Raw genomic sequence first — 23,103 nt, 5'->3', positions numbered from 1 at the left:
TAAAATAACGTTATAATTAAAGGGAATGGTTTTAGCTGAGGCGTAGTGGACCGGCGCGAATACCGTGAACCTGGCTAATCCAGATGGCAGGACTAAAAGTCTCGACAGCTGGCGGTTGCCAAAGCGCAATGTGGCGCACAATTACGGGCGGTTTGCTTTCCTGGGTGAGTAACGCGGTGAGCGTATCCAGTAAAGCGAGTTTATGTGCCTGAAGTGGCAAGCTCTCTTCCGCGACCGGTAGTGTTTGAGGCACCATAGCAAAAGAAAGGTGGCGTATTACTGTACGAATCGCATGTTGATGCCAGTAATCGACACTAAATGATGGTCGTCGGGTACTTTCCTGCAATAATGCCAGACTATTAAAGCTGACTTTGTTCAGGTAGTCGTGACTGCTGGTAGAGGTTTCTGCCGGGGCTGTAGGTTCGGTATTTTGGCTGAGCGCAGGCATGCCAAAACTCGCCGCGACCATCCCCAATAAGAGATGCGGCCAGAAATAACGTCTGCCAAACTGTCGCCAACGATTTAGAATACCAATCACTTTTTCCGCCGGAGCATTATGTATGCGTGATAGTCGCCCACAATCTTTAGATCATTTGTTCGATGATGCTGGTGCCGAAAGCGTGCTGCAAAACGTGCAACAACGTGCCACTGCGCTACTTCGGCTCAACAGGGCGGTGAAAGGAATATTACCCGCTCAACTACATCCCTGGTGCCGGGTCGCAAATTTTCGACAAGGCATTCTCGTACTTGAAACTGCAAATGCTAGCTGGCTGATGCGCTTACGCTATGAACAAGCCACACTATTAAGTGCATTACGTGCGCAAATATTACCATCATTGACATCAATCGACATCAGGATTAATCCATCACTGGCTGCAATTGGGCAAGAATCAGTACAAGAAAACAGCATTCAGACAGCGAAAGGTAAAACTGAAGGAGTTAACAGAGTGTTGAGCCAGCAAAGTGCTGAGGCATTAAGAATGGTGGCTGAACGTAGCCCTGAGAAATTGAAGGCAATAATAGAACGACTGGCATCATTGGCCGGAGAGAGTACCAATGAAACCAGTCGCAATAAATAATTCTGGTGTTATGCCAGAACCATTTTTGGTGCTTTGAACGCTAACGGAAGTTCGGCATCGTCTTCGAAGGTTGCCCATTCCCAGGCTTCCTGCTTCGCCAGAACCGCCTGAAGCAATTTGTTATTCAGTGCATGACCTGACTTATAGGCGGTAAACGCGCCGATAATGTTATGGCCGCACATGAACAAGTCACCAATCGCATCGAGCATTTTGTGACGAACGAATTCGTCTTCAAAACGCAAACCGTCTTCGTTCAGTACGCGATAATCGTCAACAACGATGGCACAATCGAAGCTGCCGCCCAGGCACAAACCACGGGACTGCAGATATTCGATATCACGCATGAAACCGAAAGTACGAGCACGACTGATCTGGCGCATAAATGCGTCGGCAGAAAAGTTCATGCTGTAACGTTGAGTACTGGCATCAATCGCCGGGTGGTTAAAGTCGATGGTGAAATCCAACGAGAAACCATTGTACGGCTTGAATTCAGCCCATTTGTCGCCGTCTTCAACGCGAACCGTTTCTTTGACGCGTACAAATTTCTTCGCACAGTTTAATTCGTCAATCCCGGCATCAAGCAGCAGGTAGACGAATGGCGCTGCACTACCGTCCATAATTGGGATTTCTGGGGCATTGACTTCAATAATGATGTTATCAATACCTAACCCAGCCAGGGCGGCGTTCAGGTGCTCAACGGTAGAAATCCGCACATCGTGCTCGTTCACCAAGCAAGTACAGAGCATGGTATCACGCACAGATTTGGCATCTGCCGGAAAATCTACCGGAGGATTCAAGTCGGTGCGACGATAGATGACCCCGGTATTTGCCGGCGCAGGGCGCAACGTCAGTGTGACTTTCTTGCCGGTATGTAAACCGACGCCAGTCGCCTGAACGATACGTTTTAATGTCCTTTGTTTGATCATCGTATAATCTCGCCAAATTACCTATCCAACCGAAGTGTATATCACAATCGGTGGACCAGTTTAGCACAAAGAGCGGAGATCCCCAACTTCCGGTTTATTCTTAATCAGCTTGCTTGCGCAAAAACGCTGGAATATCCAGATAATCAGGCTCTTTCGTCGTTTGTGGCGTGTTGTCGTTAACTACTTTGGCAGCAGGTTTTTGCTCTTGCTGAAGCGGAGCCATACCGTGCTGCTGGTAGCGATCCATGACAGGTTGCTGAGTTTGTTTGTTGGTCACCAGGGTGATTTCTGGACGTTTGTCCATACCAATACCGGTTGCAACAACAGTAACACGCAGTTCGTCGTTCATCTCTGGGTCCAGAGAAGTACCGATAACCACAGTCGCGTTATCAGATGCGAATGCACGAATGGTGTTCCCGACTGTTTCAAATTCGTCCAGACGCAGGTCGAAGCCAGCAGTAATGTTGACCAGAACACCACGTGCGCCAGAAAGATCGATATCTTCCAACAGCGGGCTGGAAATTGCCATTTCAGCAGCTTCTTCTGCACGGTCTTCACCACTTGCAACACCAGAGCCCATCATGGCATAACCCATTTCGGACATTACGGTGCGCACGTCTGCGAAGTCGACGTTCATCAGACCCGGACGGGTAATCAACTCTGCGATACCCTGCACTGCGCCTTTCAGTACATCGTTTGCTGCGCCAAAAGCGTCAAGCAAAGAGATACCGCGACCCAGTACTTTCAGTAATTTGTCGTTAGGAATGGTGATCAAGGAGTCAACATGCTTAGACAGCTCGGCAATACCCTGCTCCGCGAAAGCCATGCGCTTCTTGCCTTCAAAGTTGAAAGGCTTGGTCACGACGGCAACGGTCAGAATGCCTAAGTCTTTAGCAACTTCAGCCACGACAGGTGCTGCACCTGTACCAGTACCGCCACCCATACCTGCGGCGATAAATACCATGTCTGCGCCTTCAAGGGCTGCACGTAACGCGTCACGGTCTTCTTCCGCAGCGGTACGACCCACTTCAGGGTTCGCTCCAGCACCCAGACCTTTGGTAATTCCATTACCAATCTGGATTGTCTGGCCTACAGCAGTTTTGCGTAACGCCTGAGCGTCGGTATTCACTGCAAAGAATTCAACACCCTCGATGCGCTCACGCACCATGTGTTCAACGGCATTGCCGCCGCCACCACCGACGCCGATGACTTTAATCACCGCGTCGTTGGTCAGTTCCATAGGTTCAAACATAGTTTCTCTCCGTTTTGTGCCTGTCGCCTGAGACCACTAATTTTGTCTGGTCTCTTATAAAAATTAAAACTCTTTTCTCAGCCAGCTGTTGATTCGCTTAATCCATGAGCCGACAGAGGAGCGTTTTTCCACTTCTGCTTCACCACTGAGATGTGTTTCTTTCCCGTAGTGCAGCAAGCCGACTGCTGTGGAGTAATAAGACTCCTGGGCATAATCAGTCAGGCCTGTAATATTTAACGGTTGTCCAATACGAACTTGTGTATGGAACACACGTTGCGCACAGGCTGCCAGCCCTTCAATTTGCGCCGCGCCGCCCGTTAGTACAATCCCCGCCGCCAGGTGGTGCTTCACACCTTGCTGGCGAAGTTGTTCTTGTAATTGCAAAATCTCTTCGTTTACCAGATTCAGAAGTTCGGTATAACGTGGCTCGATAACTTCTGCGAGCGTCTGGCGTTGCAGGCTACGTGGCGGACGCCCGCCTACGCTTGGCACTTCCACGTTTTCATCTTTACCGACAATCGAACCCAGAGCGCAGCCATGACGCACTTTAATGGCTTCTGCATCACTCGGTGGTGTGCCGAAGGCATAAGCGATATCACTGGTCACCACGTTCCCTGCATAAGGAATAACTTTGGTGTGGCGCAACGCGCCGCCAGTGTAGACCGCGATATCCATTGTACCACCACCGACATCGACTACGCAGACCCCTAATTCACGCTCATCTTCAGTCAAAACTGCATAGCTTGCTGCAAGTCCTGCAAAGATCAGTTGGTCAACTTTCAGACCACATCGTTCAACAGCTTTGACGATGTTTTTAGCCATGTCGTTATGGCAGGTAATCAAGTGCACTTTAGCCTGCATGCGCACACCAGATAAACCTACAGGATTTTTGATGCCTTCCTGGTAGTCAATTGCATATTCTTGCGGGATTACGTGCAAAACACGATGTTCGTCACGTACGCGTACTGATTTCGCGGTGTGAACAACGTTCTCTACATCTTCCTGCGTCACTTCTTCTTCGGAAATTGGCACCATGCCAATCTCGTTTTGACAGCTAATATGTTTACCTGACAGCGCAAGGTAGACCGAAGATATCTGGCAATCCGCCATTAATTCGGCCTGATCAATCGCGCGCTGAACGCATTTTACGACTGATTCGAGATCGTTTACGCCACCTTTGTCCATACCACGCGATGGGCAACTACCCACGCCAATAATATTGACCATACCGTCAGGCAGAACTTCCCCTACTAAAGCGGCAACCTTTGCGGTACCGATCTCCAGTCCTACTACCAGTTTTCTGTCCGTCGCCTTGATCATTGTTATTCTGCCTGTGCCTGATTCTGTTGCTGATTAGGATTAGATTCCTCTACGGGAGCGGGCTGCCAACCTACTGCCGCGCCGGAGTCATAACGCAGGTCGACATAACTAATCCTTTTATTGTCGGCTTGCTCTTGCTGCTGCAGAACCGGGTAAAGTTCTACAAAACGACTCAGGCGTTTCATTGTTTCGCCCCGACCTAAATTAAGTTTGATGCCATTATTTAGCGTCAATTGCCAGGAGCGCCGAGCGGTCATTGCCGCTTCTTTCAACGTAAATTTATCCTTTGCCAGCACGTCGCCCATTGCGCGGTAACCTTGCAAGACTTCACCTTCACTGCCTTCTGGCCCGGATAACATAGGTAAAGTCTGCTTTGTGGCTCTTTCTGCTGGAACACTGAACGCATTTCCTTGCGCATCAATCATATGTTGATCATTCCAGCGCGCTATAGGCACATATTCAACCAGATGAATCTTCAATTCGTCTGGCCATTGCTTTCTCACGCTCGCCTGCTTGATCCATGGCAAACGTTCAATTTGCTGCTGGATGATATTCACATCCTGGGTCATAAAGGTGCCCGGTGGCCCCAGTGCCAGAATTGACTGGCGAATATCATCGTTACGGGTGTAATGCCGTTCACCAGTAACCACTAACTTAGACAATGGCAACCGCTGTGCATCTTCCATCCAGCCGACCACAATCCAGCCGCCGATAAATACCGTAAACAGTACTGCGCTCAGGAAAATAATCCCGGCCAGTCGCCCACCGTTACTGCGACGAGAACTGGTTTCTTCTTCTTCCTGGCGATTACGCGCATTCAGAGCTGCTTGCGACATATCAGTCTGCCAACTCCAGAATCCGCACTACCAGTTGCGAGAATGTCATCCCAGCCTGACGTGCCGCCATTGGCACCAGACTGTGGCTGGTCATGCCCGGAGAAGTGTTCACTTCCAGTAAGTAAAACTGGCCGTCACTATCCAGCATGACGTCTACGCGTCCCCAACCGCTGCACCCCAAAACTTGCCAGGCTTGCAGCACTAAAGCCTGTAATTCTTGCTCGCGTTGTTCGATTAAACCACCCGGGCAGAAATATTGTGTCTCATCAGAGAGATACTTCGCCTCATAATCATAGAAAATTCCAGCGGGTTGGATACGAATTGACGGTAATATTTCTTCGCCAACAATCGCAACCGTGTACTCAGGGCCACTGAGCCACTTCTCGATCAGAATTTCTTCGTCGTGTTCAAAGGCCAATTCAAGCGCTGCAGGCAGGGCTGAAACATTATCAACCTTAGACATACCCACGCTTGAGCCTTCACGGCTTGGCTTAACGATGACTGGCATCCCTAAGCCTGCAATCTGTTCTACTGTGGTTGCAGAAATACCGGCTTCGACATCACGGCGCGTGAGTGCAACCCACGGAGCGACAGGTAAATCAGCACCTTTCCACAGCAATTTGGTACGCAGCTTATCCATGGAGATAGATGAAGCCATCACGCCGCTGCCGGTATAAGGCAATTTCAGAAATTCCAGCAACCCTTGCAGGGTGCCGTCTTCTCCACCACGGCCGTGTAAGGCAATGAAGACTTTGTCGAAACCCTGCGCTTTCAGCTCAGTGACTGGTGTGTCTTTCGGGTCAACTTCGTGCGCATCAATTCCAGCTTCACGCAGGCCTGCGAGTACCGCAGCACCTGATTGCAATGACACCTCACGCTCAGCGGAAGTCCCGCCCAGCAGGACAGCGATTTTCTCAGCCATGTTGGTCTCCCTCCTTAGTGTGGGACTGCAATTTGCATTCAGCCAGGTTTCTGGCAACTTTCCCGACATTTCCTGCACCTTGCACCAGGATCAAATCATTTCCCGACAAGATCGGAGACAACATATCAGCGATCTGGTTCGCATCCGGCACCAGAATGGGATCAACTTTTCCGCGTCCACGGATAGTACGGCACAATGAACGGCTGTCAGCGCCAGGAATAGCCGCTTCACCCGCAGCATAAACGTCCAGCATCAACAAGGAATCCACTTGCGACAATACGTTAGCAAAGTCGTCGTACAAATCACGGGTACGCGTATAACGGTGCGGCTGGAAGATCATCACCAGATTTTTATCCGGCCAACCTGCACGAGCCGCTTTAATTGTGGCATCCACTTCTGTCGGATGGTGACCGTAGTCATCCACCAGCATGGCACTGCCTTCTTTACCATTTACTGGCGCTAACGGATATTCACCGAGGAAATCAAAGCGACGCCCGGTTCCCTGGAAGCTCTCCAGCGCGCGCAGAATGTCCTCGTCATCAATGCCTTCTTCTGTCGCAACAGAGACCGCTGCCGCCGCGTTTAATGCGTTGTGGCGGCCCGGCGCATTCAGCGTCACATGCAGAGCAGGTTTATCCTGACGCACAATCGTGAAATGCCCTTGCGGCCCTTTCTGCTGGTAGTTTTCAATGCGAACATCTGCATCTTCGCTGAAACCGTAAGTGGTGATCTTGCGACCCACACGTGGCAGCAATTCACGAATAACTGGATCGTCTACACACATCACAGCCAGACCATAAAACGGCAGGTTGTGCAGGAAGTTAATAAACGTCTGCTTTAAATTCTCGAAGTCGCCCTGGTAGGTATCCATGTGGTCAGCTTCGATATTCGTTACCACTGAAACCATCGGTTGCAGATGAAGGAATGACGCATCACTTTCATCTGCTTCAGCAATCAGATAACGGCTGTGACCCAGGCGAGCATGGGTTCCCGCGGCTTTAACCAGGCCACCGTTCACAAAAGTAGGATCAAGCCCTGCTTCTGCATAAATACTGGAAACCATCGCCGTAGTGGTTGTTTTGCCGTGCGTACCCGCAATAGCGATGCCGTGACGAAAACGCATCAACTCGGCCAGCATTTCAGCACGACGAATAACCGGGATACGCGCTTCATGAGCGGCAACAATTTCCGGGTTATCCATTGAGATTGCGGTGGATACCACCACAACGCTCGCATCCAACACATTTTCAGGGCGATGGTTGAAATAAATCGTGGCGCCCAGCGCCGACAACTGCTGCGTGACCGGGTTCGGTGCCAAATCAGACCCGCTGATTTGATAACCTTCGTTAGCTAAAACTTCAGCAATACCGCCCATACCGGCGCCGCCGATGCCAACAAAGTGAATATGCCGGACGCGACGCATCTCGGGCACGATAGAACGCAGTTTCGCCAGTTGTTGTGTATTCATTCTCTAACCTGCAGCGTCAAACGCCATTACTTCAAATATTCATGGGCAACAGTCCGCCCACAATGATTACGCCAGTGCTGCGGCGCTCACTTCTTTTGCTACCCGCTCTGTGGCATCAGGAATGGATGCAGCACGCGCACGCTCGGCCATTGCCAATAACGTCGCTCTGTCCCACCCGGCGAGAGTTTGGGTAACGGCATCCACGGTAAACTGCGGTTGCTCCAGTATTTTTGCCGCTCCAGCCTTTTCCAACGGCAGCGCATTCCAGTATTGCTGCCGATCTTTGTGCTGGAAGGGAACAAACAATGCAGGTAAACCTGCGGCCGCGACTTCGCTGACGGTTAATGCACCGGAGCGACACACCACGACATCAGCCCACGCATATGCGCCAGCCATATCATCAATAAATTCGGTCACTTTGTGCTGAGGCTGCCCGGCTTCTGCATAGCCTTTCTTAACAAACTCTTCGCCACCTTTACCTGACTGGTGCCAGATAGTAATGGCATCGCCCAAACGACCCGCCACTTGCGGCATCGTCTGGTTCAGTACCCGAGCGCCCTGCGAACCACCCACCACTAAAACTCGGACTGGGCCTTCACGACCCGCAAAACGTTCTTGTGGTAATGGCAGCGCTAATACATCGGTACGCACCGGATTACCCACTACGTCCGCATTCGGAAAGGCGCCAGGGAACGCCTGCATGACCTTTTTGGCAATTTTTGACAACCATTTATTGGTTAAACCAGCAATGCCATTTTGCTCATGCAATACCACCGGAATACCGAGTGACCATGCCGCAAGGCCGCCAGGGCCTGAAACATAACCCCCCATTCCGAGTACCACATCCGGGCGATAGGCTTTCATGATGGCCCGCGCCTGACGCCAGGCGTTGAAAATACGCACCGGAGCCAGCAACATTGCCTTCAGGCCTTTACCACGCAAACCTGAAATACGAATAAAGTCGATCTCGATTCCATGCTTCGGAACTAAATCTGCTTCCATACGATCGACGGTTCCGAGCCAGCGCACTTGCCAGCCCTGAGCCATTAAGTGATGCGCGACAGCAAGACCCGGGAACACATGCCCGCCAGTCCCGCCCGCCATCACCATTAACCGCCGGGTTTGATTATTCATCGCACACCCTTCGTAAACGCCTGAGCTTTAGCCAGACGTGTTTCATAATCAATTCGCAGCAACATCATGATTGCTGTAGACATTATTAACAGGCTCGAACCACCGTAACTGATAAGCGGCAAAGTCAGGCCTTTGGTTGGCAACATACCTGCTGCCGCACCAACGTTTACCAGCGCCTGGAAACTAAACCAAACCCCGATTGAGCAGCCCAAAAAGCCCGCAAAACGCTGGTCCATTTCTAACGCACGTTTACCGATGGACATCGCACGAAAAGCGACGAAGAATACCATCAATAAAGCCAGCACCACACCGATATATCCGAGCTCCTCTCCGATGATAGAGAAGATGAAGTCGGTATGTGCTTCCGGCAAATATTCGAGTTTTTGAACCGAATTACCTAATCCCTGCCCCCACAATTCCCCGCGACCGAATGCCATCAGAGATTGTGTCAACTGGTATCCACTGCCAAACGGGTCATCCCACGGATTCCAGAAGGACGTTACGCGGCGGATACGATACGGTTCGGCGAGGATCAGCAGCACGACGGCAGAAATCCCCATGCCGATGATGGCCAGGAACTGCCAAAGTTTTGCCCCTGCCAGGAACAGCATTGCCAGTGTCGTCACAAACAACACAACAACCGTACCTAAGTCAGGCTGCGCCAGAAGCAGCACCGCTAATACCAGGATCACACCCATCGGTTTGAGGAAGCCGCGTAGGTTATTACGCACTTCATCTACCTTACGAACCAGGTAGTTGGCGAGATAACAGAACAGCGACAACTTCGTGAATTCTGCAGGCTGAATACGTAATGGGCCGAATGCAATCCAACGCGACGCACCGTTAACCGAGCTACCGACCACCAGTACAATCAATAACATCGCAATGGATAACAGCAGCATTGCAGTACTGTGGCGCTGCCAGAAATCCATCGGCAAACGCAGTGTGACCATCGCTAATGCAAACGCCAGGATGATGTACAAACCGTCACGTTTGGCAAACAGGAACGGATCATTCGCCAGACGCTGCCCTACAGGCATGGAGGCAGAAGTCACCATAATGAAACCGACTGCCGCCAGCCCGAAAGTCAGCCATAGCATCGTGCGGTCATACATTACGATGTTATTTGAGTCGGCTTCTTTGGTGCCCATCACCCAGCCTTTAACTGCCGACGCCAGCCAGCTCAGGATGGCAAATCCTGGCACTCGTGGCATTCGCAGGCGAGGGAGAGATAAGCGCATCAGCCAAGCTCCTTCGCAAGTTGAGTAAATTGGTCACCACGCTGTTCAAAGTTTTTGAACTGGTCGAGGCTGGCGCATGCTGGTGATAACAGAACCATGTCACCCGGTTGAACACGGGCGGCAATCAATTTCATCGCCTCAGCCATGGTTTCAGTTTGCTCGGCAACATCAGGGCGCAGTGCCGCAAGTTCAGCTCCATCGCGGCCAAAACAATAGAGTCGAATTGCGGAGCCTTGCAGATACTGGCTGAGGGACGAGAAATCCGCAGATTTACCATCGCCACCCAATAACAGGTGCAATGTACCTTCCACTTTCAAGCCGTTCAGCGCCGCCTCTGTGCTACCGACGTTGGTTGCTTTCGAGTCGTTAATCCAACGCACGCCGTTACGTTCCCATGCAAGCTGGAAGCGGTGCGCCAGGCCTGTAAAGGTGGTTAATGCTTTTAGACTGCTGGAGCGTGGGAGTTTCACGGCATCAGCCAGTGCCAGCGCTGCAAGTGCGTTGGTATAGTTGTGTCGGCCCACGATTTTCATTTCTTTGGTGTTCAGCACTTTTTCGCCCTTCACACGCAGCCAGGTATCGCCTTGCTGATGATTCAGGTGGTAATCGCCGACATCCACACCAAAGCTAATGCAACGTACATCTGCACCACGTACAGGCATCGTCAGTGCATCATCGGCATTCACCACGCAAACTGCGGCGTTTTCGTAAACGCGCAATTTAGCGGCTCGATACTGTTGCAGCCCGAAAGGATATCTATCCATATGATCTTCGGTGACGTTAAGAATGGTCGCCGCAGCCGCTTTCAGGCTTGAGGTGGTTTCTAGCTGGAAGCTGGATAATTCGAGTACATAAAGCTCGCGGTTTGGATCAAGCAGCATCAGTGCAGGTAAGCCGATGTTTCCACCTACGCCCACATTCACGCCAGCCGCTTTAGCCATTTCACCGACTAAAGTCGTGACGGTACTTTTACCGTTGGAACCGGTAATGGCCACAATCGGCGCTTGTGCTTCACGACAAAACAGTTCGATATCACCCACGATTTCAACGCCAGCGTCTGCCGCACGGCTAAGGGCTGGATGGGCGATAGCAATACCAGGGCTGGCAACAATCAAGTCAGCCGCTAACAACCAGTCTTCGTTGAGTGAGCCAGTATGTCGCTCGACCGATTCTGGCAATTTATCCAGACCCGGTGGCGAGATGCGGGTGTCCATCACACACGGTGTCACACCACGTGCGAGGAAATAGTCAACACAGGACAGGCCGGTGAGGCCCAATCCAATAATGACGACTTTTTTACCCTGGTAATCAGTCATAGTTAACGCACCTTCAGGGTAGCCAGGCCGATCAGAACAAGCATCAGCGAAATAATCCAGAAGCGCACAATGACTCGCGGCTCCGGCCAACCTTTCAATTCATAATGATGATGAATTGGGGCCATACGGAAAATGCGCTGTCCGCGCAATTTGAAGGAACCGACCTGCAAAATCACCGACAGCGTTTCAACCACAAACACGCCGCCCATGATCACTAACAGGAATTCCTGACGCAGCAGTACCGCGATGGTTCCGAGCGCGCCGCCCAGAGCCAGAGAGCCAACATCCCCCATGAAAACTTGCGCCGGATAGGTGTTGAACCACAAGAAACCCAGCCCTGCGCCAACAATCGCCGTACAGACGATAACCAGCTCCCCAGCATGTCGCAGATAAGGAATATGCAAATATCCGGCGAACTTAATGTTACCCGTAGCCCAGGCGACCAGCGCAAAGCCCGCAGCCACCAACACGGTAGGCATAATCGCCAGGCCATCAAGGCCATCGGTCAGGTTAACCGCATTCCCGGTGCCAACGATGACGAAGTACGCCAGCAGCACATAGAACAGGCCAAGTTGCGGCATCACATCTTTAAAGAACGGCACAACCAGCTCGGTGGCTGGCGTTCCTTTTCCTGCGCTGTACATCGTGAAAGCTACCGCCAACGCGATAACGGACATCCAGAAATACTTCCAGCGAGCAATCAAACCTTTGGTGTCTTTACGTACGACTTTGCGATAGTCATCAACAAACCCAATCGCACCGTAGCCGACCAGGACAAACAACACGCACCAGACGTACGGGTTTGACGGATAAGCCCACATCAATACGGAGATAACAATGGAGGTCAGGATCATAATCCCGCCCATGGTTGGCGTTCCGCGTTTGCTGAAATGGGATTCAGGACCGTCGTTACGCACAACCTGGCCGAAAGAAAGTTGCTGCAAACGAGCAATCATGCGCGGCCCCATCCATAACGAGATGAACAGAGCAGTCAGCAGGCTGACAATGGCGCGAAACGTCAGATACGAAAAGACGTTAAAGCCGGAATAATATTTGACCAAATGTTCGGCCAGCCAAACTAACATGTTCCATTCTCCTGTAATGCGCGTACTACCTGCTCCATAGCGGCACTACGTGAACCTTTCACTAAAATAGTTATCATTGAATGCTCGGCGATGAGCGCCTTCAGACGTACGATTAAAGAAGGCTTATCGGTAAAATGTTCGCCAACTTCAGAGGCTTGACTGATAATTTCACTCAGTGCGCCTACACTTAAAACACAATCAATGCCTGATGCTTTTGCGGCCTCACCGACCTGGCGATGGCACTCAACAGATTCTTCACCTAATTCAGCCATATCGCCGACAACCATCACGCGAAAACCCGGCATTTCAGACAGCACCTGTGCGGCGGCAGTCATCGATCCCACGTTGGCGTTGTAGCTGTCATCAAGCAGAAGTTGGTTTTCAGAAAGTTGTATCGGGAACAGACGACCAGGAACGGCTTTAAGATCGGCAAGGCCAATTTTGACCGCTTCGAGCGTTGCACCTACAGCCATTGCAAGCGAGGTCGCCGCCAGTGCGTTGGCGATGTTATGACGACCCGGTAGCGGTAAAGTCACGTCTATATCGCCAACCGGCGTTTTGATGGTGAACTCAGTGCCATGCACAGTGATATGCACGTTAGTCGCAGTAAAATCACTGCCCGTGGCATTTGGCGAGAAGCGCCAGGTTTTGCGTTCGCCAATCACTTCTTGCCAGTTCAGCCAGTCGTTATTGTCTGCATTGAGAATCGCGATACCGTTATCCGGCAGCCCTGCGAAAATCTCACCTTTTGCTTTCGCAACACCGGCAAGTGAACCAAATCCTTCCAGGTGTGCCGCAGCGAGGTTATTGACCAAAGCTGCTTCCGGGCGGGTAAGATTCACCGTCCAGGCAATTTCGCCCTGGTGGTTGGCACCCAGCTCAATAACCGCAAATTCATATTCTGGCGTCAGGCGTAACAGCGTCATTGGCACGCCGATATCGTTATTGAGGTTGCCTGCGGTATACAGCGTGTTGCCACACTGGCGCAAAATTGCGGCGGTCATCTCTTTAACGGAGGTTTTGCCGGAAGAGCCGGTCAGCGCAACAATACGCGTTGGCACTTGCTGGCGAACCCATGCGGCCAATTCGCCGAATGCCTGGTGCGTATCAGCAACCACAAGCTGTGGAACATTCACATCCAACTTACGGCTAACCAACAACGCCCCTGCCCTGCCGTTCACTGCATCTTGCGCAAAATCGTGAGCATCAAAACGTTCACCTTTCAGTGCAACGAACAGACACCCTGGCGTGAGTTTGCGCGTGTCCGTGGTGACATCAATAATGTCAGCATCTGCACCATGCAACTCTCCATTCAGGACAGTGGCAAGTTGGCTCAAGGAAACGCGAATCATGCCAAAACCCCCAACAAGCGAGCGGCGGTAATGCGGTCGGAGTAATCCAGGCGCTGCGTTCCAACAATCTGATAATCCTCGTGACCTTTGCCTGCCACCAGAACCACATCATTCTCTTTCGCCTGCATAATGGCGTTTGTTACCGCTTCGGCGCGCCCGGAAACCACATGAGCACGGCCCGCATCCAGCATGCCAACTAGGATATCGGCAACAATGGCTTTCGGCTCTTCAGTACGCGGGTTGTCATCGGTAACGACCACTACATCCGCATATTGCTCGGCTATGCCACCCATAATTGGGCGCTTGCCTTTATCGCGGTCACCGCCGCATCCGAACACACACCACAGCTTGCCGCTGCAATGTAAACGAGCGGCTTGTAATGCTTTTTCAAGGGCATCCGGCGTGTGGGCATAATCCACCACCACTGTCGGTTTACCCGGAGCACTGAATACTTCCATGCGACCGCAAACAGGCTGCAGGCTTGGTGCCGTTTTCAGCAGTTCGTCGATTGGGTACTCAAGAACCAGCAAAGTCGCGAGCGCCAATAACAGATTGCTGACGTTAAAAGCCCCCATCAGGCGGCTTTCAATTTCCCCGTCACCCCAGGAGGAACTGAACTGAACGGTCGCCCCGCCGTCGTGATAATGCACATTGGTTGCTTTCAACCAGCGGCCACGACAGTCAGGCTGTAAATTGTTTTCCATCGTAACCGCAACGGCATCAGGCAAACGCGCCAGCCATTTGCGTCCGACTTCATCATCAGCATTAATAACGGCATGGCCGTAATCGTGTTCTGAAAACAGCAGCCATTTAGCCGCTTCATAGCCCGCCATATCGCCATGGTAATCAAGGTGATCGCGGCTCAGGTTAGTGAACACGCTAGCGGCAAATTTCAGTGCAGCAACCCGGTGCTGAACCAGGCCATGGGAAGAAACTTCCATTGCGGCAAAGCTCGCCCCCTGTTCAGCCAGGTTAGCAAGCACTTGCTGTACATCGACGGCAGAGCCAGTGGTATTTTCGGTAGGTTTGACTTGACCCAGCAGGCCATTGCCCACGGTACCCATCACCGCACTGGTTTCGCCTAATAACTGGCTCCACTGCGCCAGCAATTGAGCCGTAGTGGTTTTGCCGTTAGTGCCAGTTACGCCAACCAGGCGCAACGCGCTCGAGGGCTGGTGGTAAAAACGCCCAGCCAGAGCAGAAAGACGTTGATGCAGTTGGCTCAGATAAATCACGGGCACACCGTGCATTTCACGGATTTCGCCGTCAGTTGCCTCGCCTTCAGCTTCAGCAACAACAGCGGCCACACCTTGCGCTATTGCCTGCGGGATATATCGACGCCCGTCCGCCTGATGACCGACTATAGCCACAAAAAGGTCGCCCGAAGCCGCCACGCGGCTATCGAGTGTCATTTCTCGCAGTACTCTCGAAGGCAACTCTGGCACCCACGGAGCGAGAAGGTCGCGCAAATTACGATCTGCCACCTGATCCCTCATTTTGATTAATTACAAATTCACTTTTTTCACCTGTCGCCAGAGCATCCGGTTCGATATTCATGGTGCGCAGAACGCCGCCCATGATGGCACCGAACACAGGTGCAGAGACGGCACCACCGTAATATTTCCCTGCTTGTGGGTCGTTGATCACCACAACCAATGCAAATCGAGGGTTACTCGCTGGCGCAACGCCTGCGGTGTAAGCAATGTATTTGTTAACGTATTTTCCATCCGGACCGACTTTTTTCGCCGTACCGGTTTTAATGGCGATGCGGTATCCCTTGATGGCTGCTTTCACGCCACCACCACCGGGTAATGCCACACTTTCCATCATATGGACGACGGTACGCACCAGCGGTTCCGGGAAAATACGTTCACCAGGAACCGGCGGATCAACCTTCGTAATCGACAGTGGGCGATAAACGCCGTAGCTGCCAATCGTTGCGTAGACTCGCGCTAACTGTAACGGGGTTACCATTAGCCCGTAGCCGAAAGAGAAGGTGGCCCTCTCTATGTCAGACCACCGTTGTTTTTGCGGATATAAGCCACTGCGTTCTCCGACCAGCCCCAAGTTGGTCGCTTTTCCCAATCCAAAACGTGAGTAAGTATCTACTAACGCTGAGGAGGGCATCGCTAACGCCAGTTTTGAAACCCCGACGTTACTCGACTTCTGTAGCACCCCGGTAAGGGTCAATTCGCTGTAGCGCGCCACATCTTTGATCTCATGACCATTGATGCGGTACGGCACGGTATTCAGAACGGTATTTTCACGCACGACGCCACGTTGCAGCGCGGTCATGACAACCATCGGTTTGACTGTCGAACCCGGCTCGAAAACGTCCGTGATGGTACGGTTACGCATCACATCTTTTGGCGTGCCGCTCAGATTATTTGGGTTGTAAGACGGGCTGTTTGCCATCGCCAGAACTTCACCGGTATTCACATCCACCAGCACCGCACTGCCCGACTCGGCTTTGTTAAAGGCTACGGCGTTGTTTAGCTCGCGGTAAACCAAGGCCTGTAAGCGTTCATCAATGCTCAACGCAAGGTTGTGAGCAGCCTGGCTGTCGGTTGAAGAGATGTCTTCAATCACGCGACCAAAGCGGTCTTTACGCACAATACGCTCACCCGGTTGCCCGGTTAGCCATTTATCAAAGCTCTTCTCAACGCCTTCAATCCCCTGACTATCAACGTTGGTGAAGCCAATGAGGTGAGCAGTTACTTCGCCTGAAGGGTAGTAGCGACGAGATTCCTCACGGAGATGAATCCCCGGAAGTTTGAGTTTTTTGATGTAATCGCCAATGTCCGGGTTTACCTGACGTGCCAGATAAATAAAGCGACCTTTCGGGTTGCTGTTAACGCGGGAAGCGAGCTGATCGAGAGGGATTTTCAGGGCATCCGCCAACGCTTTCCAGCGGTTATCCAGCGTAATGCCGCCTGCGTCGTGCAACTCTTTCGGGTCAGCCCAAATCGCCTTAACTGGCACACTGACGGCCAACGGGCGGCCTGCACGGTCGCTAATCATGCCACGGGAAGTTGAGACTTCCTGCACACGCAAGGAACGCATATCGCCCTGGCGTACCAGCATGTCTGGCGCGATGATTTGCAGCCAGGCAACGCGCCCCAACAGGAAAACCAGCGCCAGCAAAATGCAACCGCAAAGCAACGCAAAACGCCAACTTACAAAGTTGGCCTGTTCTTCCTGGCGTTTCGGTTTAAGCGTTTTTGCCGCTGCTCTCATCTGCCACGCGATTCCTTATTGCTGAACTACAATGTTTTCCTGCGATGGGTCAACATGCTGCAATTGCAGCTTTTCCGTTGCGACCCGCTCCACCCGGCTATGATCGCCGAGTGCGTTTTCTTCCAGAATCAGGTTGCGCCATTCAATATCCAGCGCGTCACGCTCAACCACCATTTGCTCACGTTGCGCAGTAAGCAAGCGGGTATGGTGCGCGGTGGTGACGACAAAAATGGCGGTAACGATAATGGCGGTGAACAAAATCAGTGGCATTTTCCCATGACGCAATAAATCACCACCAATCACCGCAGGTAATGCATGGCGTTCGCCACTGCTCAATTGACCAGTAACTTTGCTTAGGGTTTCTGCCACTTTGTTAATCATGCGTTCGTCCTTTCAGCGATACGCAGTACCGAACTGCGTGCGCGCGGGTTTTCCGCCACTTCTTCATCACCTGGCATCATTTTGCCAATAGATTTTAAATATCTGCCGCCAAGCTTATTCAACTGAGCTTCAGTCATTGGCAAACCGGCCGGAACCTGTGGCCCACGGGTGTTTTCACGCATAAAGCGTTTAACAATTCGGTCTTCCAAAGAGTGGAAACTGATTATCGACAGGCGACCGCCTGGAGACAGAGTGGGAATCGAGCCTTTCAGCGCCTTCTCAATCTCTTCAAGTTCGCTGTTGATCCAAATACGGATAGCCTGGAACGTGCGCGTTGCCGGGTGTTTGAACTTGTCTTTCACCGGCATTGCCGCTGCCACAACCGTCGCCAGCTCTTTGGTACGAGTCATGGGTTGTTCGCGGTTGCGCTCAATAATGGCGCGCGCGATACGCTTGCCGAATTTCTCTTCACCATAGGTTTTGATAACCCAGGCGATGTCAGCTTCGTCAGCGCTGAGCAACCATTGCGCGGCAGATTGACCACGAGTTGGGTCCATACGCATGTCCAGCGGGCCGTCACGCATAAACGAGAAACCGCGTTCGGCATCGTCAAGCTGCGGAGAAGAAACGCCAAGATCCAGCAAAATGCCGTCAATTTTTCCCAACAGATCGCGTTCACTGGCGTATTCGGCTAATTCAGAGAAAGGCCCGTGAATGATAGAGAAGCGCGGGTCATCGATGGCTTGTGCCGCTGCAATAGCTTGCGGATCGCGGTCGATAGCCAGCAAGCGTCCTTCTGGCCCCAGTTGGGTAAGAATCAAGCGAGAATGGCCGCCACGACCAAATGTGCCATCAATGTAGATGCCATCCTGACGAATGTTGAGACCATTCACGGCCTCATCAAGCAGCACCGAAGTATGTTTAAAATTTTCCATCATTATTTATAGTGACAAGTCCTGCAGCCTATCCGACAACGTAGTCGTCGTGGCCTGCTCAGCGTCGATGTCTTCCTTGACCTGTTGATGCCAGGTCGTTTCATCCCACAGTTCAAACTTATTGAACTGCCCAACCAGCATCACTTCTTTGGTTAGCCCGGCGTGTTGGCGCAAAACGGGTGCCAGCAACAATCGCCCGGCGCTATCCATCTGACATTCACTGGCATGCCCAAGTAACAGTCGCTGCACGCGACGCTCTACCGGGTTCATGCTCGACAGACGAGCTAGCTTTTGTTCAATAATTTCCCACTCGGGAAGGGTATAAAGCAGCAGGCATGGGTGATGGATGTCGATGGTACAAACCATCTGACCTTCAGAGGTTTCGACAAGCTTTTCCCGGTAACGGGTAGGTACGGCAAGCCGCCCTTTGCTGTCGAGATTGACTAATGTTGCCCCACGGAACATGCCAGCCTCACCCTTAAATTCCCCTTTCCACCACTTTGACCCACAAAATCCCACCTAAAGGAGTTTACGGAGCGGAGGAAAACCTTGTCAAGCAAGCTACAACGCTAATAGAAATAATTTCCATCTCCTAAGCGATTGATAAATGACTGGCGTGAAAAGGCGCTACATCCACGATGCAAAATTAACGTTATGAATATTTGAAAGAAAAAAGATCAATAAGCATAAATATCGTTAAATCGACTGAAAACCTGACAGGTAAAATATGAAGTGTTCAGTTTGCGACGCGGTCGGCATTTTAAGGTATTTCGCGGAAGGTTAACAGCGCCAGATGCAGGCGAAACGTGGGCTGGCGGGTTAGTTTGATTGGGGATGGTTATCTATTGTTTAATTATCCGGCATTTTTACACTTTGCTGTGTAACAAAATAATTCAAGGGAGCGAAATTATATCGATTCCGTAATAAGAGTTCTTCAATTACTAATGAAAAATAATTACCTGTTTAAATAAGGGAATTAACACGGGAATAATCTTAATTAAGAATGGCAGCCGGTAACTGCCATCACTTGTTAGCGGCGGCTCAAACTACCACGGCGATAAAGATTACGGCGAATACGCGTCAACCCGGCCTTCGGTTTACGAGGCTCATCCAGACTTGCCAAAACCAGTTCAAGCACGCGCTCTGCGACATCACGGTGACGCTGTGCGACAGCCAGTACAGGGCATTGTAGGAAATCGAGCAGTTCATTATCGCCAAAGGTCGCTATCGCCAGTTCAGATGGCAGTTGCCCTTCACGACGCAATGTAACATCCATCACACCTTGTAATAATGCAAATGAAGTGGTGTACAACGCCTGCGGCATGGGGTGTGTTTCCAGCCATTTATCAAATAGTTGTGCTGCGGCTTCACGTTCGTAACTATTAGCGTATAAGAAATGCACTTCACGCGGGTCGTCTTTCCACGCGGTACGGAAACCTTGTTCACGCAGGTAACTGACAGAAAGCTCAGGCAGCGCGCCGAGATAAAGTACGGTTTCCGCAGGGAAAGTACGCAGCTCGCTGGCCAGCATTTCTGCATCTTCCTGGTCGGCGCCCACGACACTTATGAAGTTTTCACGGTCTAAGGCTCTGTCGAGCGCAATAATGGGGAAAGGATCGTTTGCCCAACGTTGATAAAAAGGGTGTTCAGGTGGCAATGAGGTAGAAACGATGATCGCATCAACCTGTCGCTGCAAAAGATGCTCAATGCAACGCATTTCATTATCAGGCTGATCTTCAGAACAGGCTATCAGCAGTTGGTAGCCACGCTGGCGAGCCTGACGCTCCAGATAGTTAGCGATACGGGTATAACTGGTGTTCTCAAGATCTGGAATCACTAATCCGATAGAACGCGTGCGCCCGGCACGTAGTCCTGCGGCCACCGCATTCGGGTGGTAGTTATGTTCGCGTACAACCGCCATGACTTTCTCAACGGTCTTATCGCTAACGCGATACTGCTTTGCCTTACCGTTGATGACGTAGCTCGCCGTGGTGCGCGAAACTCCAGCCAGGCGCGCGATTTCATCCAATTTCACAGTAGCCCCTTATTTAGGATTTCCATAACCATACCCTGGTCATGGTTTCATTTTTATCATCTAAGCGCAGAATAATACCTCGGGCAACCGCTTTTGCTGGCAGTTGCCGCGCAAATTGCAAAAAAAACCCGGTTCAGGTTACCGGGTTAGTTTTTAGATGCCTTTCACAGGCTAGCGCATGATCTTATCGCCGCGGGATACGCCGACAATACCTGAGCGTGCCACTTCGACAATTTTGGCCACTTCACGGATGGTATTCAAGAAAGCATCCAGTTTGTCGCTGGTCCCCGCTAACTGAACGGTATAAAGCGTCGGCGTGACATCAATGATTTGCCCACGGAAGATTTCCGCATTGCGCTTCACTTCTTCACGCCCGTAGCCACTGGCCTGCACTTTCACTAGCATGATTTCACGTTCAACATGAGCGCCCTGCACCAGTTCGCTGACGCGCAGAACATCCACCAGCTTGTGAAGTTGTTTTTCAATCTGTTCCAGCACTTTTGCGTCGCCAACGGTTTGAATAGTCATGCGCGAAAGTGTGGGATCGTCAGTCGGTGCAACAGTCAAACTCTCTATGTTGTAACCGCGCTGAGCAAATAAGCCAATAACCCGGGATAGCGCCCCGGACTCATTTTCGAGTAATACAGACAATATCCGGCGCATAATCAGGTTCTCTCCGTTTTGCTTAACCACATCTCATCCATACCACCGCCACGGATTTGCATTGGGTAGACATGCTCAGTGCCATCAACAGTGACGTCAACAAAGACCAGACGCTGATTACGCACCGCTTCTAGTGCTTCAATTAGTTTGCTTTCCAGTTCTTGCGGTTCGCTGATACGGATCCCGACATGCCCGTATGCTTCAGCTATACGTACGAAATCAGGTAAAGATTCCATATAGGACTGGGAATGGCGGCCAGAATAAATCATATCCTGCCACTGCTTCACCATACCGAGATAGCGGTTATTGAGATTGAGCACCAGCACTGGCAAGCCGTATTGCAGCGCGGTAGAAAGCTCCTGGATATTCATCTGAATACTGCCATCGCCCGTCACACAAACCACGGTTTCTTCCGGCAATGCCATTTTCACCCCTAATGCCGCAGGAAGGCCGAACCCCATCGTGCCGAGGCCACCCGAGTTAATCCAACGGCGAGGTTTATCAAAGGTGTAATAGAGTGCGGCAAACATCTGGTGCTGCCCAACGTCAGACGTGACATAAGCCTCGCCGTTGGTCAGGCGATAGATCGTTTCAATGACCGCCTGTGGCTTAATTTTGTCGCTGGTTCTGTCAAACTCGAGGCACTGACGCGCACGCCATTGATCAATCTGCTGCCACCAGTCACGAATTTCATCACAGCCCTGCTGCAGCTCTTCTTGCGCCAGCAGATCCAGCATTTGCTGTAGAACTTGTCGGGCATCGCCCACAATCGGAATGTCGGCCCCCACTGTTTTGGAAATCGACGTCGGATCAATGTCGATATGCAGCACGGTGGCATTCGGGCAGTACTTCGCCAGATTGTTAGTCGTACGGTCATCGAAACGCACACCCACGCCGAAAATCACGTCGGAGTTGTGCATCACCATGTTGGCTTCGTAGGTTCCGTGCATCCCTAACATGCCAAGCGCCTGGCGATGTGTGCCGGGGAATGCCCCCAGGCCCATTAAAGAGGAGACAACGGGAATATTGAGTTTCTGAGCAAGCTCGAGCAATTCATCATGACAGGAAGAGGTAATGGCCCCACCGCCCACGTACATAACTCGCTTTTTAGCTGCCAACAGCGTTTGTAATGCACGCTTAATTTGCCCTTTGTGCCCCTGAGTTGTTGGGTTGTAAGAACGCATGCTGACAGTTTCAGGGTAACTATATGGCAGTTTGTTTGCCGGACTCATGATGTCTTTCGGCAAATCGACCACTACCGGGCCTGGCCGGCCGCTTGCCGCAAGCCAGAAGGCCTTTTTGATAATGCCGGGAATATCTTCAGCTTGTTTGACTAAGAAACTGTGTTTCACGATCGGGCGCGAAATCCCCACCATGTCGCATTCCTGGAATGCATCATAACCAATCAGCGAAGTCGCGACCTGGCCAGATAGCACGACCATCGGAATAGAGTCCATATACGCGGTGGCAATGCCGGTGATTGCATTAGTGGCTCCAGGGCCAGATGTGACCAGCACAACACCAACTTCACCCGTCGCACGCGCCAGGCCATCAGCCATATGCACGGCTGCTTGTTCATGGCGTACCAGCACATGATCAATGCCGCCAATAGTATGAAGCGCATCGTAAATATCGAGTACAGCGCCTCCGGGATAGCCGAATACATACTTAACGCCCTGATCAATTAATGACCGGACGACCATCTCGGCTCCTGACAACATCTCCATGGTTTGCCTCCAGGCTTACGTGTTTGACCGACTGCAAAAGTCATTTCTGCGAGTCGTTGAGGCAGGTTGTTGCGCCCTGCATTTAATTTTAATAATCCAACTAACATAACCGTTGAAAATCAGGCAATCAATTGCCAATCTTCAGGCGCAGCAAGAGAGTTTGCCTGTGAATACTGCAAAACACTTTCCTGGCG

Annotated in this window: 21 protein-coding genes; 1 reads left to right on the top strand and 20 read right to left on the bottom strand. The window is 51.5% G+C overall.

Annotated features, from left to right (window positions below; all coding sequences use genetic code 11):
- Positions 1–31 precede the first annotated feature (31 nt).
- A complete protein-coding gene (gene secM, locus GBAG_RS02945) occupies positions 32–538 on the bottom strand; it encodes a secA translation cis-regulator SecM (protein WP_034493376.1) in 507 nt (168 codons plus the stop codon).
- 22 nt (positions 539–560) lie between these two features.
- Between secM and GBAG_RS02940 the strand changes: the two genes are divergently transcribed.
- A complete protein-coding gene (locus tag GBAG_RS02940; RefSeq protein ID WP_034493375.1) occupies positions 561–1,079 on the top strand; it encodes a DUF721 domain-containing protein in 519 nt (172 codons plus the stop codon).
- Positions 1,080–1,087: 8 nt separating this feature from the next.
- Here the strand turns inward: GBAG_RS02940 and lpxC are convergent, their stop codons facing one another.
- From lpxC to ilvI, 19 genes are all read right to left on the bottom strand, one after another.
- Entirely contained in the window at positions 1,088–2,005 is a 918-nt protein-coding gene (gene lpxC, locus GBAG_RS02935) for a UDP-3-O-acyl-N-acetylglucosamine deacetylase (protein WP_034493373.1), read from the bottom strand.
- Positions 2,006–2,105: 100 nt separating this feature from the next.
- A complete protein-coding gene (ftsZ, locus tag GBAG_RS02930) occupies positions 2,106–3,257 on the bottom strand; it encodes a cell division protein FtsZ (RefSeq protein WP_034460939.1) in 1,152 nt (383 codons plus the stop codon).
- 63 nt (positions 3,258–3,320) lie between these two features.
- Complete coding sequence (ftsA, locus tag GBAG_RS02925; protein ID WP_034493371.1) at positions 3,321–4,577, bottom strand: cell division protein FtsA; 1,257 nt, start codon at positions 4,575–4,577, stop codon at positions 3,321–3,323.
- Positions 4,578–4,579: 2 nt separating this feature from the next.
- The gene (gene ftsQ / locus GBAG_RS02920; protein WP_034493369.1) at positions 4,580–5,413 is read right to left on the bottom strand and encodes a cell division protein FtsQ; all 834 of its coding nucleotides are present in this window, start codon (positions 5,411–5,413) and stop codon (positions 4,580–4,582) included.
- Position 5,414: 1 nt separating this feature from the next.
- Positions 5,415–6,335 carry a D-alanine--D-alanine ligase gene (locus tag GBAG_RS02915; RefSeq protein WP_034493368.1) on the bottom strand — a complete coding sequence of 307 codons (921 nt, stop codon included), beginning with the start codon at positions 6,333–6,335 and terminating at the stop codon, positions 5,415–5,417.
- Positions 6,328–7,803 (bottom strand): UDP-N-acetylmuramate--L-alanine ligase, encoded by a 1,476-nt coding sequence (gene murC / locus GBAG_RS02910; protein ID WP_034493366.1) that lies wholly within the window; start codon positions 7,801–7,803, stop codon positions 6,328–6,330. The genes GBAG_RS02915 and murC overlap by 8 nt, the downstream gene beginning before the upstream one ends.
- A 66-nt stretch (positions 7,804–7,869) precedes the next feature.
- Positions 7,870–8,937 carry an undecaprenyldiphospho-muramoylpentapeptide beta-N-acetylglucosaminyltransferase gene (gene murG, locus GBAG_RS02905; protein WP_034493364.1) on the bottom strand — a complete coding sequence of 356 codons (1,068 nt, stop codon included), beginning with the start codon at positions 8,935–8,937 and terminating at the stop codon, positions 7,870–7,872.
- The gene (ftsW, locus tag GBAG_RS02900) at positions 8,934–10,178 is read right to left on the bottom strand and encodes a cell division protein FtsW (RefSeq protein ID WP_034493362.1); all 1,245 of its coding nucleotides are present in this window, start codon (positions 10,176–10,178) and stop codon (positions 8,934–8,936) included. Before ftsW ends, murG begins: the two co-directional genes overlap by 4 nt.
- Positions 10,178–11,494, bottom strand: coding sequence for a UDP-N-acetylmuramoyl-L-alanine--D-glutamate ligase (murD, locus tag GBAG_RS02895; protein ID WP_034493361.1), 1,317 nt, complete (start codon positions 11,492–11,494; stop codon positions 10,178–10,180). The genes ftsW and murD overlap by 1 nt, the downstream gene beginning before the upstream one ends.
- 2 nt (positions 11,495–11,496) lie before the next feature.
- Positions 11,497–12,579, bottom strand: a complete 1,083-nt coding sequence (gene mraY / locus GBAG_RS02890) for a phospho-N-acetylmuramoyl-pentapeptide-transferase (protein WP_034493359.1) — start codon at positions 12,577–12,579, stop codon at positions 11,497–11,499.
- On the bottom strand, positions 12,573–13,931 hold the full coding sequence (gene murF / locus GBAG_RS02885) for a UDP-N-acetylmuramoyl-tripeptide--D-alanyl-D-alanine ligase (protein WP_034493357.1): 1,359 nt from the start codon (positions 13,929–13,931) through the stop codon (positions 12,573–12,575). The genes mraY and murF overlap by 7 nt, the downstream gene beginning before the upstream one ends.
- Positions 13,928–15,415 (bottom strand): UDP-N-acetylmuramoyl-L-alanyl-D-glutamate--2,6-diaminopimelate ligase, encoded by a 1,488-nt coding sequence (gene murE, locus GBAG_RS02880; RefSeq protein WP_034493356.1) that lies wholly within the window; start codon positions 15,413–15,415, stop codon positions 13,928–13,930. Before murE ends, murF begins: the two co-directional genes overlap by 4 nt.
- On the bottom strand, positions 15,402–17,168 hold the full coding sequence (locus GBAG_RS02875; protein WP_034493354.1) for a peptidoglycan glycosyltransferase FtsI: 1,767 nt from the start codon (positions 17,166–17,168) through the stop codon (positions 15,402–15,404). The genes murE and GBAG_RS02875 overlap by 14 nt, the downstream gene beginning before the upstream one ends.
- Before the next feature lie 15 nt (positions 17,169–17,183).
- Positions 17,184–17,549, bottom strand: a complete 366-nt coding sequence (gene ftsL / locus GBAG_RS02870; RefSeq protein WP_034493352.1) for a cell division protein FtsL — start codon at positions 17,547–17,549, stop codon at positions 17,184–17,186.
- Positions 17,546–18,487, bottom strand: a complete 942-nt coding sequence (rsmH, locus tag GBAG_RS02865) for a 16S rRNA (cytosine(1402)-N(4))-methyltransferase RsmH (RefSeq protein ID WP_034493350.1) — start codon at positions 18,485–18,487, stop codon at positions 17,546–17,548. Before rsmH ends, ftsL begins: the two co-directional genes overlap by 4 nt.
- 3 nt (positions 18,488–18,490) lie before the next feature.
- Positions 18,491–18,949 carry a division/cell wall cluster transcriptional repressor MraZ gene (gene mraZ, locus GBAG_RS02860; RefSeq protein ID WP_034493348.1) on the bottom strand — a complete coding sequence of 153 codons (459 nt, stop codon included), beginning with the start codon at positions 18,947–18,949 and terminating at the stop codon, positions 18,491–18,493.
- 565 nt (positions 18,950–19,514) lie between these two features.
- On the bottom strand, positions 19,515–20,519 hold the full coding sequence (gene cra / locus GBAG_RS02855) for a catabolite repressor/activator (RefSeq protein ID WP_034493346.1): 1,005 nt from the start codon (positions 20,517–20,519) through the stop codon (positions 19,515–19,517).
- A gap of 171 nt (positions 20,520–20,690) precedes the next feature.
- Positions 20,691–21,182 (bottom strand): acetolactate synthase small subunit, encoded by a 492-nt coding sequence (gene ilvN / locus GBAG_RS02850; protein ID WP_034460956.1) that lies wholly within the window; start codon positions 21,180–21,182, stop codon positions 20,691–20,693.
- Between the two features lie 2 nt (positions 21,183–21,184).
- Positions 21,185–22,909, bottom strand: coding sequence for an acetolactate synthase 3 large subunit (ilvI, locus tag GBAG_RS02845; RefSeq protein ID WP_034493344.1), 1,725 nt, complete (start codon positions 22,907–22,909; stop codon positions 21,185–21,187).
- Between the last annotated feature and the right edge of the window lie 194 nt (positions 22,910–23,103).

The organism is Buttiauxella agrestis ATCC 33320 (genome assembly GCF_000735355.1).
In the GTDB taxonomy this organism is placed as follows: Bacteria; Pseudomonadota; Gammaproteobacteria; order Enterobacterales; family Enterobacteriaceae; genus Buttiauxella; species Buttiauxella agrestis.
This window is presented reverse-complemented; position numbering and strand designations above follow the sequence as displayed.

Excerpts from the sequence above, each read along its gene's own strand:
- GBAG_RS02940 (WP_034493375.1), top strand. The coding sequence starts at position 561 with ATGCGTGATAGTCGCCCACAATCTTTAGATCATTTGTTCGATGATGCT.
- lpxC (WP_034493373.1), bottom strand. The coding sequence starts at position 2,005 with ATGATCAAACAAAGGACATTAAAACGTATCGTTCAGGCGACTGGCGTC.
- ftsZ (WP_034460939.1), bottom strand. The coding sequence starts at position 3,257 with ATGTTTGAACCTATGGAACTGACCAACGACGCGGTGATTAAAGTCATC.
- ftsA (WP_034493371.1), bottom strand. The coding sequence starts at position 4,577 with ATGATCAAGGCGACGGACAGAAAACTGGTAGTAGGACTGGAGATCGGT.
- ftsQ (WP_034493369.1), bottom strand. The coding sequence starts at position 5,413 with ATGTCGCAAGCAGCTCTGAATGCGCGTAATCGCCAGGAAGAAGAAGAA.
- GBAG_RS02915 (WP_034493368.1), bottom strand. The coding sequence starts at position 6,335 with ATGGCTGAGAAAATCGCTGTCCTGCTGGGCGGGACTTCCGCTGAGCGT.
- murC (WP_034493366.1), bottom strand. The coding sequence starts at position 7,803 with ATGAATACACAACAACTGGCGAAACTGCGTTCTATCGTGCCCGAGATG.
- murG (WP_034493364.1), bottom strand. The coding sequence starts at position 8,937 with ATGAATAATCAAACCCGGCGGTTAATGGTGATGGCGGGCGGGACTGGC.
- ftsW (WP_034493362.1), bottom strand. The coding sequence starts at position 10,178 with ATGCGCTTATCTCTCCCTCGCCTGCGAATGCCACGAGTGCCAGGATTT.
- murD (WP_034493361.1), bottom strand. The coding sequence starts at position 11,494 with ATGACTGATTACCAGGGTAAAAAAGTCGTCATTATTGGATTGGGCCTC.
- mraY (WP_034493359.1), bottom strand. The coding sequence starts at position 12,579 with ATGTTAGTTTGGCTGGCCGAACATTTGGTCAAATATTATTCCGGCTTT.
- murF (WP_034493357.1), bottom strand. The coding sequence starts at position 13,931 with ATGATTCGCGTTTCCTTGAGCCAACTTGCCACTGTCCTGAATGGAGAG.
- GBAG_RS02875 (WP_034493354.1), bottom strand. The coding sequence starts at position 17,168 with ATGAGAGCAGCGGCAAAAACGCTTAAACCGAAACGCCAGGAAGAACAG.
- ftsL (WP_034493352.1), bottom strand. The coding sequence starts at position 17,549 with ATGATTAACAAAGTGGCAGAAACCCTAAGCAAAGTTACTGGTCAATTG.
- rsmH (WP_034493350.1), bottom strand. The coding sequence starts at position 18,487 with ATGATGGAAAATTTTAAACATACTTCGGTGCTGCTTGATGAGGCCGTG.
- mraZ (WP_034493348.1), bottom strand. The coding sequence starts at position 18,949 with ATGTTCCGTGGGGCAACATTAGTCAATCTCGACAGCAAAGGGCGGCTT.
- ilvN (WP_034460956.1), bottom strand. The coding sequence starts at position 21,182 with ATGCGCCGGATATTGTCTGTATTACTCGAAAATGAGTCCGGGGCGCTA.
- ilvI (WP_034493344.1), bottom strand. The coding sequence starts at position 22,909 with ATGGAGATGTTGTCAGGAGCCGAGATGGTCGTCCGGTCATTAATTGAT.